Origin of the sequence: Faecalibacterium sp. BIOML-A4 (assembly GCF_009679665.1) — a bacterium.
Taxonomy (GTDB): Bacteria; Bacillota; Clostridia; order Oscillospirales; family Ruminococcaceae; genus Faecalibacterium; species Faecalibacterium taiwanense.
The window spans coordinates 57,602-72,507 of sequence record NZ_WKZG01000007.1; the positions used below are offsets into that span (position 1 = coordinate 57,602).

At 56.6% G+C, this 14,906-nt stretch carries 18 protein-coding genes; 6 read left to right on the forward strand and 12 right to left on the reverse strand.

The genetic code is table 11. The features are described 5' to 3' along the window. Nucleotides 1–45 precede the first annotated feature (45 nt). Nucleotides 46–882 (reverse strand): hypothetical protein, encoded by an 837-nt coding sequence (locus GKG34_RS06310; RefSeq protein ID WP_154255821.1) that lies wholly within the window; start codon nucleotides 880–882, stop codon nucleotides 46–48. Between the two features lie 289 nt (nucleotides 883–1,171). On the opposite strand from GKG34_RS06310, the gene GKG34_RS06315 reads away from it, so the two are divergent. The 3 genes from GKG34_RS06315 (at nucleotide 1,172) to GKG34_RS06325 (ending at nucleotide 3,071) form a co-directional block, all read left to right on the forward strand. After that, nucleotides 1,172–1,954: a ZIP family metal transporter gene (locus tag GKG34_RS06315; protein WP_154255822.1), complete on the forward strand. Its 783-nt coding sequence runs from the start codon at nucleotides 1,172–1,174 to the stop codon at nucleotides 1,952–1,954. Nucleotides 1,955–2,200: 246 nt separating this feature from the next. Then, nucleotides 2,201–2,812 carry a class I SAM-dependent methyltransferase gene (locus GKG34_RS06320; protein ID WP_044953417.1) on the forward strand — a complete coding sequence of 204 codons (612 nt, stop codon included), beginning with the start codon at nucleotides 2,201–2,203 and terminating at the stop codon, nucleotides 2,810–2,812. 22 nt (nucleotides 2,813–2,834) lie between these two features. Beyond that, complete coding sequence (locus GKG34_RS06325; RefSeq protein ID WP_005939708.1) at nucleotides 2,835–3,071, forward strand: hypothetical protein; 237 nt, start codon at nucleotides 2,835–2,837, stop codon at nucleotides 3,069–3,071. 88 nt (nucleotides 3,072–3,159) lie between these two features. On the opposite strand, the gene GKG34_RS06330 is transcribed toward GKG34_RS06325, so the two are convergent. The 3 genes from GKG34_RS06330 to GKG34_RS06340 form a co-directional block, all read right to left on the reverse strand. Continuing rightward, nucleotides 3,160–4,290 carry an SLC13 family permease gene (locus GKG34_RS06330; protein WP_005939712.1) on the reverse strand — a complete coding sequence of 377 codons (1,131 nt, stop codon included), beginning with the start codon at nucleotides 4,288–4,290 and terminating at the stop codon, nucleotides 3,160–3,162. Between the two features lie 123 nt (nucleotides 4,291–4,413). Beyond that, a complete protein-coding gene (locus tag GKG34_RS06335; RefSeq protein WP_005939716.1) occupies nucleotides 4,414–4,872 on the reverse strand; it encodes a threonine/serine exporter family protein in 459 nt (152 codons plus the stop codon). Then, a complete protein-coding gene (locus GKG34_RS06340) occupies nucleotides 4,869–5,639 on the reverse strand; it encodes a threonine/serine exporter family protein (protein ID WP_005939719.1) in 771 nt (256 codons plus the stop codon). The genes GKG34_RS06335 and GKG34_RS06340 overlap by 4 nt, the downstream gene beginning before the upstream one ends. A 425-nt stretch (nucleotides 5,640–6,064) precedes the next feature. Here GKG34_RS06340 and GKG34_RS06345 point away from each other — a divergent pair, with 425 nt between their 5' ends. Beyond that, the gene (locus GKG34_RS06345; RefSeq protein ID WP_005939725.1) at nucleotides 6,065–6,535 is read left to right on the forward strand and encodes an Hsp20/alpha crystallin family protein; all 471 of its coding nucleotides are present in this window, start codon (nucleotides 6,065–6,067) and stop codon (nucleotides 6,533–6,535) included. 342 nt (nucleotides 6,536–6,877) lie between these two features. Here the strand turns inward: GKG34_RS06345 and GKG34_RS06350 are convergent, their stop codons facing one another. Together GKG34_RS06350 and GKG34_RS06355 are read right to left on the reverse strand one after the other, a co-directional pair. Beyond that, nucleotides 6,878–7,006: an oxaloacetate decarboxylase gene (locus GKG34_RS06350; protein WP_097782029.1), complete on the reverse strand. Its 129-nt coding sequence runs from the start codon at nucleotides 7,004–7,006 to the stop codon at nucleotides 6,878–6,880. A gap of 13 nt (nucleotides 7,007–7,019) precedes the next feature. Further along, entirely contained in the window at nucleotides 7,020–8,150 is a 1,131-nt protein-coding gene (locus GKG34_RS06355; RefSeq protein WP_005939727.1) for a sodium ion-translocating decarboxylase subunit beta, read from the reverse strand. A 464-nt stretch (nucleotides 8,151–8,614) separates the two neighbouring features. Between GKG34_RS06355 and GKG34_RS06360 the strand changes: the two genes are divergently transcribed. Together GKG34_RS06360 and GKG34_RS06365 are read left to right on the forward strand one after the other, a co-directional pair. Continuing rightward, on the forward strand, nucleotides 8,615–9,097 hold the full coding sequence (locus GKG34_RS06360; RefSeq protein ID WP_154255823.1) for a peptide-methionine (S)-S-oxide reductase: 483 nt from the start codon (nucleotides 8,615–8,617) through the stop codon (nucleotides 9,095–9,097). Between the two features lie 2 nt (nucleotides 9,098–9,099). Continuing rightward, the gene (locus GKG34_RS06365; RefSeq protein ID WP_243139219.1) at nucleotides 9,100–9,240 is read left to right on the forward strand and encodes a hypothetical protein; all 141 of its coding nucleotides are present in this window, start codon (nucleotides 9,100–9,102) and stop codon (nucleotides 9,238–9,240) included. A gap of 101 nt (nucleotides 9,241–9,341) precedes the next feature. On the opposite strand, the gene fabZ is transcribed toward GKG34_RS06365, so the two are convergent. The 6 genes from fabZ to GKG34_RS06395 are packed head-to-tail and all read right to left on the reverse strand — an operon-like array spanning nucleotide 9,342 to nucleotide 14,741. After that, complete coding sequence (gene fabZ, locus GKG34_RS06370; RefSeq protein WP_005939736.1) at nucleotides 9,342–9,812, reverse strand: 3-hydroxyacyl-ACP dehydratase FabZ; 471 nt, start codon at nucleotides 9,810–9,812, stop codon at nucleotides 9,342–9,344. 3 nt (nucleotides 9,813–9,815) lie between these two features. After that, a complete protein-coding gene (gene fabF / locus GKG34_RS06375) occupies nucleotides 9,816–11,054 on the reverse strand; it encodes a beta-ketoacyl-ACP synthase II (RefSeq protein WP_154255824.1) in 1,239 nt (412 codons plus the stop codon). A 15-nt stretch (nucleotides 11,055–11,069) separates the two neighbouring features. Then, nucleotides 11,070–11,819: a 3-oxoacyl-[acyl-carrier-protein] reductase gene (fabG, locus tag GKG34_RS06380; RefSeq protein WP_154255825.1), complete on the reverse strand. Its 750-nt coding sequence runs from the start codon at nucleotides 11,817–11,819 to the stop codon at nucleotides 11,070–11,072. Then, on the reverse strand, nucleotides 11,816–12,748 hold the full coding sequence (gene fabD / locus GKG34_RS06385) for an ACP S-malonyltransferase (RefSeq protein ID WP_120080693.1): 933 nt from the start codon (nucleotides 12,746–12,748) through the stop codon (nucleotides 11,816–11,818). Before fabD ends, fabG begins: the two co-directional genes overlap by 4 nt. After that, the gene (locus GKG34_RS06390; RefSeq protein WP_097774748.1) at nucleotides 12,745–13,812 is read right to left on the reverse strand and encodes a nitronate monooxygenase family protein; all 1,068 of its coding nucleotides are present in this window, start codon (nucleotides 13,810–13,812) and stop codon (nucleotides 12,745–12,747) included. The genes fabD and GKG34_RS06390 overlap by 4 nt, the downstream gene beginning before the upstream one ends. Beyond that, the gene (locus GKG34_RS06395; protein ID WP_154255826.1) at nucleotides 13,806–14,741 is read right to left on the reverse strand and encodes a DUF561 domain-containing protein; all 936 of its coding nucleotides are present in this window, start codon (nucleotides 14,739–14,741) and stop codon (nucleotides 13,806–13,808) included. The genes GKG34_RS06390 and GKG34_RS06395 overlap by 7 nt, the downstream gene beginning before the upstream one ends. Nucleotides 14,742–14,906: the final 165 nt, after the last annotated feature.

Consider the following 14,906-nt stretch of genomic DNA (forward strand, 5'->3'; position numbering starts at 1 on the left):
TTTGTACTGTATTTGATTTGCTAAATCAGGCAGCTTTCCGCGACCTCACAGCGCCACATTGACCGGCAGGACATACACGCCGTCGGCGGCGTAGAAGGTGATCTGAGTAATCGTCTTGCCGATGATGGATGCAAAGTAAGAATCATCGGCATTGAAGCCCAGCTTGGTACCATGCCAGATGTTGGTCACATGATGCAGGCCGTACTCACTGCCATCAGCGGTGGTCAGAACTACGCCGTAGACCTTGTTGGCCTTGTAGTCCAGATCAAAACCGGAGATTTTCATCTCGTAGGTGGCGTGGTGACCGTTGGTATTCAGCTCCACAGTGGTGCCCTCTACGGTGGTCTCGGTGGCGTGGACCTTGCCAAACTCCCACTTGCCGCTCAGCAGGTTATACGATGCGGTGATGTAGTAGGCAGGGGTCTCACTGAGCTTGTAGTAAGCGTAGCTCTCGTTCTCAAACAAGGCATCTGCGCCGGTGTAGGTGGTGGTGGATTCCTTGCCCTTCAGGGTAACGGTAATGTCGTAGCTGTCGGCATCGGTGACCTGCTTTGCATTCTTCAGCGCCCACGGGGTCAGCACCTTGACCGGGAAGGAAACGCCGGTGATGTCGGTGCCATCTGCGTTGACGTGGTAGGAACCGGCGGCAAGGTTGCCTGCACGGGTCTTGTTCTTGGTGGCGCTGGTCACAGCGTCGATCTCAGATGCGTTGTCCACACCGGCGGCCTTGTAGAAGTCGGCGTAGGGGATGTTCATCTGGACATAGCTGGAGGTCAGGCAGTTTTCCTGTTCCACCTCTTCCGCAGCGAAGGCCGGGACTGCCACAGCGCATACCAGCATAGCGGCCGCAAGTGCACCTGCAAATACTTTTTTCAATCTCATGGTAACACACCTCTATCTCAGTTTTGAAAAAATAGTTAGCTTTGCCTAACAATTGGTACAAAAAATGCAGGGGAAAAACCCCTCAGATGGTTAGGCAAAACAAATTCGCGAAGTAAAAATAGCACTCCCACCGGGCGTTGTCAAGTAGAAACCGGAAAGTTTGCAGAGGTGAATTTTTCGATGCAGGAAACGATCTGCATCCTCTATACCGCAAAGCCCTTGACCTTTTTGCCGGAGCGCAGTATACTTTTTGCGGAGTTAGCCATGAATAACCACAAGGAGGTACTACATGATACAAGACGCATTCTGGGGGATCCTAATTCCCTTTCTAGGTACAAGCCTTGGGGCAGGCTGTGTGTTCTTTTTAAAAAAGTCCCTGAGCGACGACATCCAGCGGGCGTTGACCGGCTTTGCCGCCGGAGTGATGGTGGCGGCATCGGTATGGAGCTTGCTGATTCCGGCCATGGAACAGGCTGCAGATCTGGGCAAGTTGGCGTTTTTCCCGGCGGCAGCAGGCTTTTGGCTGGGCATCCTGTTTTTGCTGCTGCTGGACCATCTCATCCCACATCTGCACCAGAACAGCTTGCAGGCCGAAGGGCCAAAAAGCCAGCTCCAGCGCACCACTATGATGGTTCTGGCGGTGACGCTGCACAACATCCCGGAGGGTATGGCAGTGGGCGTAGTCTATGCCGGATACCTTGCCGGAACGGCTCAGATCACCGCCGCCGGGGCACTGGCACTTTCCCTTGGCATTGCCATCCAGAACTTTCCGGAGGGGGCCATCATCTCCATGCCCCTGCGGGCGGAAGGAATGAAAAAGGGCCGGGCGTTCTGGGGCGGCGTGCTGTCCGGCATCGTAGAGCCCATCGGGGCAGTGTTGACGATTCTGGCGGCAGGCATCGTGGTGCCCGCGTTGCCCTATCTGCTCAGCTTTGCCGCCGGAGCCATGCTGTATGTTGTGGTAGAGGAACTGATCCCGGAAATGTCGCAGGGGCAGCACTCCAACGTCGGCACGGTGTTTTTTGCGGTGGGCTTCAGCGTGATGATGGTGCTGGACGTAGCACTGGGGTGACGGTTGGAGCCCTCGAAGGCGAAATCTCTTTCGGAATACCCGAAAATGCCTAAACTCCTTGACAGAGGAGACGGCAGGGCGTATTATTTTGGCAGAAGAACCGCTGAGAAGCGGCTTTTTATAGAACAGAAAGTTAGATTTACCTAACTTGCAGCACGAGGAATTGCTGGCCTGTCATCCGGTGCAGTGGGCGCATCTGGTAAATAGTATTGCAATGTGAACGGTAAACAGAAAGAGGGTGGCGTTATGTCCTTTTTTGAAAACACCCGCAAGCCCGTAGGCCTTGGCGGGAAGATCATGGTTGCTATGATGAACCTTGGACACAGCGCAATGGCAGAATGGGGGCTGAGTTTTTTACAGCCTGCCCCGGATGCCATGGTGCTGGACTGCGGCTGCGGCGGTGGAGCGAACATTAAAACGCTGTTGAAACTGTGCCCCAAAGGCAGGGTGCAGGGCATCGACTACTCAGCCGTCAGCGTGGAAAAAGCGCGAAAAGTCAATGCCAGAGCCATTGCGGCAGGACGGTGTACCGTGCAACAGGCAAGTGTGGCAGAGCTTCCGTTTGAAGCGGAGCAGTTTGATGTGGTGACCGCCTTTGAAACGGTCTATTTCTGGCCGGAGCTTGCACAGAATTTCAGAGAGGTTTATCGAGTGCTGAAGCCCGGCGGAATCTTTTTCATCTGTAACGAAGCAAACGGCGAAACGACAAAAGACGACAAATGGACGCAGATCATTGATGGCATGACCATCTATACGGACACTGCACTGAAAGCGTATCTGGAACAAGCAGGATTCTGTCAGATCCAGAGCCACAAAAATAAAAAAGGCTGGCTGTGCGTTACGGCGCAAAAGCGATGAAATAGTGTAAGGAGGACGGAGCATGGAACGAAAAGAAGCAATCCGCAGTGCCTACCGGCTGACAGGCGGCAATAATTTTTATGATGGTATGATCACCTGCTCCACCCTGAGCGGGAAAGCGGTGTGCCGTCTGGTGTGGGACATGAACAAGGCAGAAAATGATGCCTATCTGGAAAAGGCACTGTCCGGCATCCCGAAGCATTTTTCCGGCAAGCTGCTGGAGGTGCCGGTGGGCACCGGCATTCTGACCATACGATAAAACCAAAGGGAGTTCTGCCCGGACCTTCGTCCGTGACGGAACTCCCCTTTTTTAGCTTTATAGAAAAACCATAAGTCATCTGCCACGCTCAGCGGAGCAAAAACCACACACCCAGCAGGATCGCAAGGAAGATCAGGTTGGACAGGGTGAACAGCCCAAAATACCGCTTCTTCCCCTGTGGCAGCTCCCGTGCGATCTGCCGGTAGGAAATAAGACTGGCCATGGATGCGATCAAAGTGCCAAGACCTCCGAGATTGGTGCCGATGATAAGGGCTTGTGTCTCTGCCGTGAACCCGGACAGCAGCAGGGCGGCGGGAACATTACTGGTGACCTGCGAAGCAAGAACCGCCACAAGAACTTCCCGGCCGGTCAGAAACTCCTGCAGCCAGCCGGAAAAGGCCGGAATGCGCCCCAGATTGCCAATGAAGATGAAAAAAGCCACAAAGGTCAGAAGCAGGGAATAGTCCACTGCCCGTAAGGTGTGCGGGTCTGCAAAAAGAACGCAGACGAGTACAGCGGCAAAGGCAATGCCATAGGGCAGTACCCGGATCACGGACAGCAGGCAGACGGCAAACAGAACCAGATACAGCAGGATGATCTTCTGATCTCCCTGAGATGCAGAAGAAGAAACAAGCTCGTCCACGGAAAGGGCGTCAGAGGCTTTCCGGCAGACCAGCGCTGCCCAAGCCAGCAGCAGGAGCAGAGAGACCAGAGTGTAGGGCAGCATAAGAAGAACAAATCCCCCGATGCTCATGCCGCTTTTTCCGTAAAGATAGAGGTTCTGCGGGTTGCCGATGGGGGTCAGCATACTGCCAAGGTTTGCCGCAATGGTCTGCATACAGACCACCGGGATCAGAAGGGAGCGGCGGACATCCGCTCCCAGACGGCTCAGGACCACGAACGTAAAGGGGACGAAGGTCAGCAGGGAAACATCGTTGGTGATGAACATGCTTCCGAAAAAGCACAGCCCGACCAGTACCAGCGTCAGCTGAAAGGTGCTGTGGGTACGGGACAGCAATGCCCGGCCCAGTCCATCAAAAAAGCCCTGCCGCCGCAGCCCGGCCATGACCGTCATCAGGGAAAATAAAATCGCCAGCGTGCGCAGGTCGATGTAGCCGAGATACTGCGCATCCGGCAGAACAAAAAAGGCGGAGACAACGGCCAGCACAGCGGCTGCGGTGAGGACCGTTTCCTGCTGAATGAATTGTTTGAGTTTCATAGAGACACATCCTTGTAATTGTAAAGGCAGCCCTGCTGCGGTGCCGGACGGCCTTTCTTCGTATTTCAGAGCAGCAGCTCAAACGACCCGATCATCAGCGGCATTCTTCAATGTGGAAGATCGCTACTTTCCCGAAGAACGGATTGCAAGTGCGTGCAGCTTCCGGCTCAAATCGGCCAGACACCATGCGATTGCCATACCGCCGGCAATTCCAAGAGCGGCCAGAAAGGTCTGCTCTCCGAAATGCTCTGCAGCAGACAAATCATTGGAGACGACTGCGTTCATGCAGTAGTAGAGGGTGCTTCCGGGAATGAGGGGAATGGCAGCGGTGATGAAGAAAGGCGTAGAGGGTGCATTGCAGCATCGGGCAAGAATTTCGGCATACAGAGCGGCACAGAAACCGGCCAACAGATTGGCAAGAAAGACGCTGTGCAGGGTGTTGGCGGCAAGAAGATAAGCCAGCCATGCCAGAAGTCCGCCTACACCGGCGGCGGGTAAGTAGCGCCGGTTCAGATTGAAGATCAGTCCGAAACCGACCGAACCAAGGGCAGCACTGAGCAACTGCGAAAAAACCTGTATCATGCGGAAATTCCTCCCATCAACCAGATGGCGGCCATCATGCCGAGTGCAAGGGTGGCGGCCATCAGAATGGCTTCCACCAGTCGAAGAGAGCCGGAAATAATGTCCCCAAGTAAGATGTCCCGGATGGAATTTGTCAGCATGATGCCGGGAATCAGCAGCATGATGATACCAATCAGAACTTTATCGGCATGAAACTGCATCCCAAAGCGGCAGAGCAGCAGAGTGGAGACACCGCTGAGAAATGATGCTATAAACTGAAATTCTACGCCATTCATACAAAAAGGCGAGAGATAGCGCTCCATCCAGCAAATCAGAACGGCAATGCCGCCGGCCAGCAGGCCGTCCCAGAGATTTCCACCAAAGAAGATGGCAAAACTGGAAGCAGCCAACACACTGCCGGCAAGATGCAGTCTTGGGTCCGGATGCTGTGCCAGAATGGCATTCAGCTGGCGCTGAAACTCTTCTATGGAAGGAGGTGCTGTGCAGATACGGCGGCTGAGCGCATTGAGCTTTTCCAATGTCAGCAGGTCATTGCTGGCAGCGTGACGCAGGCGGCGGGTCTCGGTCTGCGGCGGCAGCGAGGGCATGGTAAGCGTGACCACGATGCTGGATGTGATCACGAATACATTCACATCTTCTGCCCCATAGGCGATTGCGATCCGGTTCAAAGTGTCCTCAACGCGGAATACTTCTGCGCCGCTGTTTTGTAAAGCTTCGCCCATTCGGACCAGAATGTGGAGAAAATGACTGATCTCGGTCTCTTCCACAATATCACGCTCTTTTCATCTCGGTTTCCACATTATTATAGCGGGTGGATCGGCAGAACGCAAGACGCTGCAAGGACAGAGAGGCTTTTTGATAACTGCATTGTTTACGCGGGCAATGGATCGCCTGGTTCTGAAGAAACGGTTTGCATCCGTTCTGTCACAGCGAAAGACTACGATTGGAGAAGAAAAAATTGAATCCAGTGCAAACGATTTTGCCGAGAATTGCATGAAATATTATAAAAGTATTATTCTTTTATGAATTTTAGCACTCTACTATTGACACTGCTAATAAATGGTGTTATAACAGTGGCGTGCTCAGGAGAAAGGGGCATGAGGGAACCGCAAGGCTCCCGGGAAGACTCCGCTCCTGATGCACGATTTTGATTTTATGCCCGACCCGAACGCCGGGATTGGAGGGTTGTTTTATGTTTATGCCTGCTGTTTTCCATGAAAATCTGTTTGATGATTTCTTTGATCCGTTCTGGAACGACGGTGCGCTGGAGCGTGCAATGAATCGTGAAGAGCGTGAAACCTTCGGCAAGCGCGGCGCAAACATGATGAAAACCGATGTGAAGCAGACCGCCGATGGCAACTATGATGTGGCTGTTGACCTGCCCGGCTGCAAGAAGGAAGACGTTCAGATGGAGCTGAGCGACGGCTACCTGACCATTCAGGCCGTCCGCAACCACTCCAATGACGAGAAGGACAACAATGGCCGTTATCTGCGCCGTGAGACCTTCTCCGGTACCTGTGCCCGCAGCTTCTATGTGGGTGATGCCGTGAAGAAGGAGGACATCCACGCAAAGTTCGAGGATGGCATCCTGCACATCGTACTGCCCGCACCGCAGCAGCAGAAGGCTCTGCCTGCGAATCCCAATCTCATTGAAATCGAATAATGTTTGTGCATCGGTGTGAGGAACACCGGCGCATAGAACCAACCCCCGGAGAACCGCAAAAAGCTCTTCGGGGTTTTTTGTATTCTGACATCTTTTCGGAAGTGAAAAAGCGTGGTACCTACAACACCGACACGCAAGAGGACGCAGCAGTCAATCTTTTTGAAACCGCCGTCAAACACGCGTAAAAGCGAAAAGAACCCGCTTTCGACATCAAATTGAAGTGAAAGCGGGTTCTTTATTGAAGTGACACCAAGTTGTCACAAAATCACAGTTTTAGAAGGCCTGTGCATCATATTTATAGCGATATTTCGCCGTAAATTCGTTTCTACTTGATGGGGTGAATTATTTCCGACTTGTCAGCCGGTTGAGCAGCATCACAGCCAGGACAATGACACCAATGACGAGAAGAATGCCGACCATGCCGATGAGCATCATGGGCAGGGTGGTCATCCACGAAGAAAGATGAAGCATAAGTGTACCTCCGTTAAGCCATCAGGGTCAGAATCAGGCCGCCTGCAATGACGGATGCGATCTGCCCCGAAACGTTGACGCTGATGGAGTACATCAGCAGGAAATTCTGGTTATCTTCTTCCAATCCCATCTTGTTGACCACACGGCCGCTCATGGGGAAGGCGGAGATGCCGGCTGCACCGATCATCGGGTTCAGTTTTTTGCCTTCGGGCAGGAACAGGTTCAGCAGCTTTGCAAACAGCACGCCGCCTGCGGTATCAAAAACGAAGGCTACCAGACCCAGTGCAAGGATGAGCAGGGTATCGGGCCGGACAAACTTGTCAGCGGTCATCTGCCCGGCCACGGTCAGGCCCAGCACGATGGTGATGAGGTTTGCCAGCACATTCTGCGCGGTTTCGCTGAGGGCGTTCAGTACGCCGCACTCCCGCAGCAGGTTGCCGAACATCAGAAAACCAACTAGAGCTACGCTGGCAGGAGCTACCATACCGGCAATGATGGTTACAACAATGGGGAACAGAATCTTCGTCAGCTGGCTGACATTGCCCTTTTCATAGGGCATCCGGATGCGGCGGTCCTTCTGGGTGGTCAGCAGTTTAATGACCGGCGGCTGCACGATGGGCACCAGAGCCATGTAACTGTACGCTGCCACCATGATGGCACCAAGGTACTGGGAGTTGAGGGTGTTAGCTACAAAAATGGCGGTGGGACCGTCCGCTGCACCAATGACAGCGATGGAAGCAGCATCCTTCAAATCAAAGAAGAAGCCTGCCAGAAACAGGGTGAAGAAAATACCAAACTGCGCTGCGGCACCAAAGAGCATGAGCCACGGTTTTTCCAGCAGGGGGCCAAAGTCGATCATAGCACCAATGCCGATGAAAAGCAGCAGGGGAAACAGCTCGTTGGACATGCCTGCTTCAAACAGGGCAGAAATGGGGCCTACGGTATCGCCCTGCGTGATGGCACCGGACAGCGGCAGATTGACCAGAATGGCACCAAAGCCCATGGGTAAAAGCAGGCTCGGCTCCATTTTTTTGGCGATGGCAAGGTAGATGAGCAATGCACCAATGCCCCACATCACCACCATCTGCCAAGTCAGGTTTCCAAAATTGGAAAACAGACTTGCGAATGTGTTCAGAAAGTTCATAGTTTTCTTGCCTCCTATTGTGCTCCGGTACGGTGACAAGAAAAAGAGACTCCTGCCACAGCACCTTGTCTGTGACAAAAGTCTCAAGCGAACACATGACATCGGGCATTTCTGCCGTGATGACGCTGCCATGCAGCAGTCTCCCGAAGAATAAGCCGGAATACTGCCCTTTACTCCCTTTTATCAGATGTATTAAAACAGAATATGGGAAAACTGTCAAGAAAAATACAGAAATCTTTTCTGTATCTTATGAGGGTCCTTCCGCTGTGGTTCACGCAAGCTGATTACAGCAAAGCATTTCTGAAAGCCCATCGAGAGAAAATCACTCTGCACAAGGCGGCCCCGGAGAGCTGCGATAAGCCCTCCGGGGCCATTTTTGTTTTCTGATATCTTTCCGACAGTGGGAAAGCGTGGTAGAATAGGAGCAAAGCTGATATATGATCAACAGGAGGAGGAAAATCAAGATGGAAACGGTCTATATCGCAGGCGGATGCCTTTGGGGCGTACAGCATTTTTTTGACACAGTGCCTGGTGTACAGATGACTGAAGCCGGCAGAGCCAACGGAACAACGAGTTCTCTGGATGGCCCATACGATGGATATGCAGAATGCGTAAAAGTGGTCTATGATGAGAAAAACACAAACATTTCAGAACTGATGGCACACCTGTTTGAGATCATCGACCCCTACAGCCTGAACAAACAGGGCGTGGACGTTGGAAAAAAGTACCGGACAGGGCTGTACAGTACAGATCCCAGACATCTGGAAGAAGCAAGAGCTTTTATAAACGGCCGGGAGGACCGGGACAAGATCATGCTGGAAGTGCTGCCGCTGACAAATTATGTCCGGAGCGCTGAGGAGCATCAGCACCATCTGGAACGGCACCCTGAAGACTGCAGTTACTGCCATATCCCGGATGCTGTCCTGAATAGATACAGAAATCAGTAAATATGCGATCCTACCATTGCAGTAACACCAATGGAAAGTATCAGGAGCAGGAGAGTGCTCCGCTGGTGCGGAAATTTCTGGCGGATACCGGCATGACGGCGGCGCAGATCGAACGGGTGGCCTATCTGGTGGGGCACCACTGATGGTTCTGGATGTGGCGCTTGGCTGAGAGAGCGAAGCGGCTTCTCAATGGCAAAATAACGGAAAACACCCCTGTGAGCTTTTTAAACTCACAGGGGTGTTTTTAGGCGTTGGGGTCGGTCAGCACAAAGGTCAGCTCGGCGGTGGCGGCGCACTTGCCGTCCACCCACGCCGAGGCTTTGCCCACGCCCACCGGGCCGTGCTGCTCTACCAGTTCACAGTGCAGGGTGAGCACATCGCCGGGGGTGACCTGCTTGCGGAAGCGGGCATTCTTGATGCCGCCGAAGAGGGCCAGTTTGCCCTTATTCTCCGGCAGGCTGAGCGCCGCAACGGCACCGGTCTGGGCCAGTGCTTCCAGAATGAGCACTCCCGGCATCACCGGCTGGCCGGGAAAATGTCCGCAGAAAAATTCCTCGTTGCGGCTTACGCACTTGCGGCCGATGGCCCACTGGCCCGGCTCATAGTCCAGAATGCGGTCCACAAGGGCAAAGGGATAGCGGTGCGGCAGAAGCGCCGCGATCTCCTCACTGTTCAGGGCGTTTGCGTCTGCACGCACGGTGCGGGGTTCTGCCATGGGTCAGCCCTCCCATCTGCGCAGGGCGATGCAGGCGTTGTGCCCGCCAAAGCCCAGACTGTTGCTCAGTGCGTAGGTCATGGCCTGCGCACGGCCAGTGTTCGGCACATAGTTCAGATCACATTCGGGATCGGGCTGCTCATAGTGGATGGTGGGCGGCGCAAACTGGTCATGCAGGGCCAGCGCTGTAAATACGGCTTCGATGCCGCCCGCACCGCCCAGCAGATGGCCGGTCATGCTCTTGGTGCTCACCACAGTCAGCTGCTTTGCGTGTTCGCCGAACACCGCATGGATGGCGGCGGTCTCGCAGGCATCGTTCATGTGGGTGCCGGTGCCGTGGGCGTTGATGTGATCCACCTGCTCCGGTGCGATGCCTGCATCCGCCAGCGTCAGCGCCATGCAGTCGATGGCACCTGCGCCGCCGGGAGCGGGGGCGGTGAAGTGGTAGGCATCGCAGTTGGCACCGTAGCCCACCACCTCGGCGTAGATGTGCGCACCGCGGGCACGGGCATGTTCCAGCTCTTCCAGCACCAGCACACCGCTGCCTTCGCCCATCACGAAGCCGCCGCGCCGTGCGTCAAAGGGCAGGCTGGCTGCATCCGGATCGGTCGCGGTGGAAAGCGCTTTCATGCTGGTAAAGCCGCCGATGCCCAGAGGGCTGATGCAGCTCTCTGCACCGCCGCAGACCATGGCGGTCTCGTAGCCGTCACGGATGCGGTGGAAAGCATCGCCTACGGCATTGGTGCCGCCGGCGCAGGCCGTCACCGGGCAGGTGCACATTCCCTTCAGACCAAAGCGGATGGCCACCTGTGCCGCTGCCATGTTGGCAATGGACATGGGCACGAAATAGGGGCTTACCTTTTCCATGCCCTTCTCTTCACCACGGGTGTGCTGCTCCTCAATGGTGGGCAGACCGCCGATGCCGCTGGAAAGGATGACACCGATCTGTTTGGCTTCTACTTCGGTGTCCAGACCGCTGTCTGCAACCGCTTCAGCGGCGGCAGCAAGGGCCAGAACGGTAAAGCGGGCCATCTTGCGGGCTTCCTTTTTGTCCACGATGGTTTCCGGGTCAAAGCCCTTCACCTCGCCTGCCAGCTTACATTTAAAATCGGTGGTATCGAACTGGGTAATGGGGCCGATGCCGCATTTGCCCGCTTTGGCAGCGGCCCAGCTGTCGGCGGTGTTGTTGCCCAGCGGGTTCACGGTGCCAAGGCCGGTGATCACGACTCTGCGTTTTTCCATGAGAGTTTTCTCCTTTTACATTGCCATGCCGCCGTCTGCACAGAGCACCTGCCCGGTGAGATAGCTGCTTTGTTCTGCGGCAAAAAATGCCACTGCATTTGCCACATCCTCCGGCTTTCCTGCGCGGCCTGCGGGGATGCCCTTTGCCATTTCGGCACGGACGGCTTCTGGCAGGGCGGCGGTCATGTCGGTCTCGATAAAGCCCGGCGCGACCGCATTCACGGTCACATTGCGGCTTGCCAGCTCGCGGGCAAGGCTTTTGGTCAGGCCGATCAGGCCCGCCTTGCTGGCGGCGTAATTGGTCTGGCCGGCGTTGCCCCGCAGGGCCACCACACTGGAAAGGTTCACGATGCGGCCCCAGCGCTGGCGCACCATGCGGCGGGCGGCTTCCTTGCAGCAGAGGAACGCACCCTTAAGGTTTGCGTTCAGCACTGCATCGAAGTCCTCTTCGCTCATGCGCAGGATCAGATTATCGCGGGTAATGCCCGCGTTGTTCACAAGGATATCCACCCGGCCAAAGGCGTTCACCGCCTGTTCAAAGAGCGCTTTGCAGCCCTCGGCAGTGGAAACATCGGCCTGCACAGCCACGGCATCTGCGTTTTCGGCCTTGCACAGAGCCACCGTCTCGGCAGCTGCAGCTTCGCCGTGGCAGTAGTTCACCACCACATTGCAGCCCTGCTTTGCCAGCTGGACGCACACAGCCCGGCCAATGCCCCGGCTTCCGCCGGTGACAACGGCGGTGCGGATGATCGTTTCTTCGCTCATAGCTCTTCCTTCCATGCTGTCAGTGCGGCGTTCAGCTGCTCCGGGGTCTCCACCGAAGCGCAGACCACGCCGGGCAGGGTCTTTTTCACAAAGCCAGCCAGAGCACTGCCCGGGCCGACTTCCAGAATATGGTCTACGCCCAGCTCACCGAGGCGGTGGAGCGTATCTTCCATGTAAACGCTGCTCTGCACCTGCTTCACGAGCAGGGCGGGGATGTTGTCCTGCTCAGCTTTTTCACGGCCAAGGCAGTTGAACAGCACCGGCACCTGCATCTCGCCAAAGGGCTCAGACGAAAAACGCTTTGCCAGTGCATCCCCGGCGGGGGCCATGAGGCGGGTGTGGAACGGGCCGCTCACCTTGAGCGGGATGCAGCGGCGGGCACCGGCTTCTTTGGCCAGTGCGGCGGCTTTGTCCACAGCGGCTTTCTCGCCGCCGATGACCAGCTGACCCGGGCAGTTGTAGTTGCAGATCTGCACGCAGCCCAGCTCTGCAGCCTGCTCACAGCAGGCTGCAAGTGCCTGCCGGTCAAGGTTCAGCACGGCGGTCATGCCGCAGTCAATGCCCTTTGCAGCTTCGGCCATGGCTTTGCCGCGGTAAGCGGCCAGCTCGATAGCCTGCTTTGCGGTGAACACCCCGGCAGCTTCCAGCGCGGAGTATTCGCCCAGCGAAAGCCCGGCCACATAAGCGGGTTTCACGCCCTGCTGGGCCAGCACTGCGGTCACGCCGCAGGCAAAGGCCACCATGCAGGGCTGGGTGTATTCGGTCTGATTCAAAAGGCCGTCCGGGTCCTCAAAGCAGACGCGGTGCAGATCGAAGTCCAGCTCTGCACTGTCAAATGCCGCCCGGAACGCGGGAGAGCCTTCGTAAAATTCTTTGCCCATGCCGGGGTGCTGTGCCCCCTGACCGGCATATAAAACGGCAAGCTTCATTGATTTTGCCTCCATTCGGTCACAAGTTCATCCATCAGCTCCTGTACCGTGCGCATCCGGTCCAGCCTGCCCACGTTGGCCCCGCAGAAGAACAGGCCCTCCTCCACATTGCCCTTTACGGCTTCGATGAGCGCGTGGGTGATGCAGTAGGGCACCTTGGCGGGGTCGCAGGTCTTCAGGCAGCGGGCACAGTGCCGGGGAGGGAAGCGGGTCCCCTCTGCCAGCGCCTGCACCAGCGGGGTGTTCAGTGCACGGCCCGGCATTCCCACCGGGCTGTGGATGATCCGTACATCCTCGGGCCGGGCGTTCAGCAGAACGTCCTTGTAGCCCTGGGATGCGTCGCACTCGTAGGTGGTGATAAAGCGGGTGGCAAGCTGTACGCCTGCAGCGCCCATTGCGGTAAAGTGGGCCATGTCGGCACCGGTGTACACGCCGCCTGCCACAAATACAGGGATGCTGTGGCCAAACTGTGCTTCAAAGGGCTTTACCTCGGCCAGCACCTCAGGCAGGATGTCATCGAGGGTCTGGCATTTGCCTGCCAGCAGGTCATCTTCGGCAAAGCCGAGGTGTCCGCCTGCCTTGCAGCCTTCGATCACCACAAAATCAGCGGTGCGGCCAAACTCTTTGGCCCAGCGGCGCAGGATGAGCTTTGCGGCTCTTCCGCTGGAAACGATGGGCGCGATGGCAACATCCGTTGTGCCCACGATGCCGGGCAGCTCCAACGGCAGGCCCGCGCCGGACACCACCGCGTCCACGCCCGCTTCCACAGCGGTGCGGATCGCGGCCGCATAATCCTGCGTTGCCACCATGGCGTTGATGGCTACCATGCCCGCGCCCTTTGCAATCTGCTTTGCTTTTTTAATTTCCACTGTCAGTGCACGGTGGTTGGCGCTTGCCGGGTCGCGGGCAAAGTCCGGCTCCCGGTAGCCTGCATCGGCGGTGGAGATGCACCCCATGCCGCCGCAGGCTGCAACAGCACCGGCCAGCCCGCCGAGGGAAACGCCCACACCCATGCCGCCCTGTAGGATGGGCACAGACAGGGTCTTTCTGCCGAGGGTCAGCATTCGGTGCTCAGCGCGGCAATGCGCTGCCTCCCGCTGTTCCACAGGTCTGCAAGAATATCCGCCACCGGGCGCACCTCGTGCAGCATGCCTGCCACCTGACCGGCCATCAGGCTTCCGGTGGTGGTGTCGCCCTCAAACACGGCGCGGCGCAGGCTGCCAAGGGTGTACTTTTCCAGATCCATCTTGTCGGCACCGGCGTTTTCCTGCCGGACATATTCGCGGCTCATGCGGTTTTTCAGCACCCGCACCGGCGCACCCACGCTGCGGCCGGTCACGATGGTATCGCTGTCTTTGGCCTTGAGCAGGGCGGCTTTGTAGTTTTCATGGATGGGGCACTCCTCGCTCACCAGCAGGCAGGTGCCTACCTGCACGCCGCAGGCACCCAGAGCCAGAGCTGCTGCCAGCTGGCGGCCATCGGCGATGCCGCCAGCCGCAATGACGGGTACATTTACGGCATCCACCACCTGCGGCACCAGCGCCATGGTAGCCATTTCGCCCACATGGCCGCCGCTCTCGGTGCCCTCAGCAATGACAGCATCGATGCCCAGCGGCTCCAGATGCTTTGCCAGCACGGCGGCGGCGACAACCGGGATCACCTTGATGCCTGCCGCTTTCCACGCGGGGATATATTTGCCCGGGTTGCCTGCACCGGTGGTCACAACGGGCACGCCCTCTTCCACCACGATCTTGGCAAACTCATCTGCCTGCGGATGCATGAGCATGATGTTCACGCCAAAAGGCTTGTCGGTCAGCTCTTTACAGCGGCGGATGTTCTGGCGCAGGGTGTCGGCGTTCATGCCGCCCGCACCAATGATGCCCAGCGCACCCGCGTTGGAGCAGGCGGCGGCAAACTCGCCGGTGGCAATGTTGGCCATGCCGCCCTGAATGATGGGGTATTTTGTGCCTAGAATTTCATTTAAAAGTTTCATAGTTTTATCCTATCGGTAAGCGTCCTCGCCCTCTCAGTCTCGCTCTGCTCAACAGCTCTCCCAAGGGGAGAGCCCTTGGCAGTACGGTAAACTTTTCGGTTTTGCCAAAGGCTCCCACTTTGGGGGAGCTGTCACCGAAGGTGACTGAGAGGGCGAGCCCGTTTG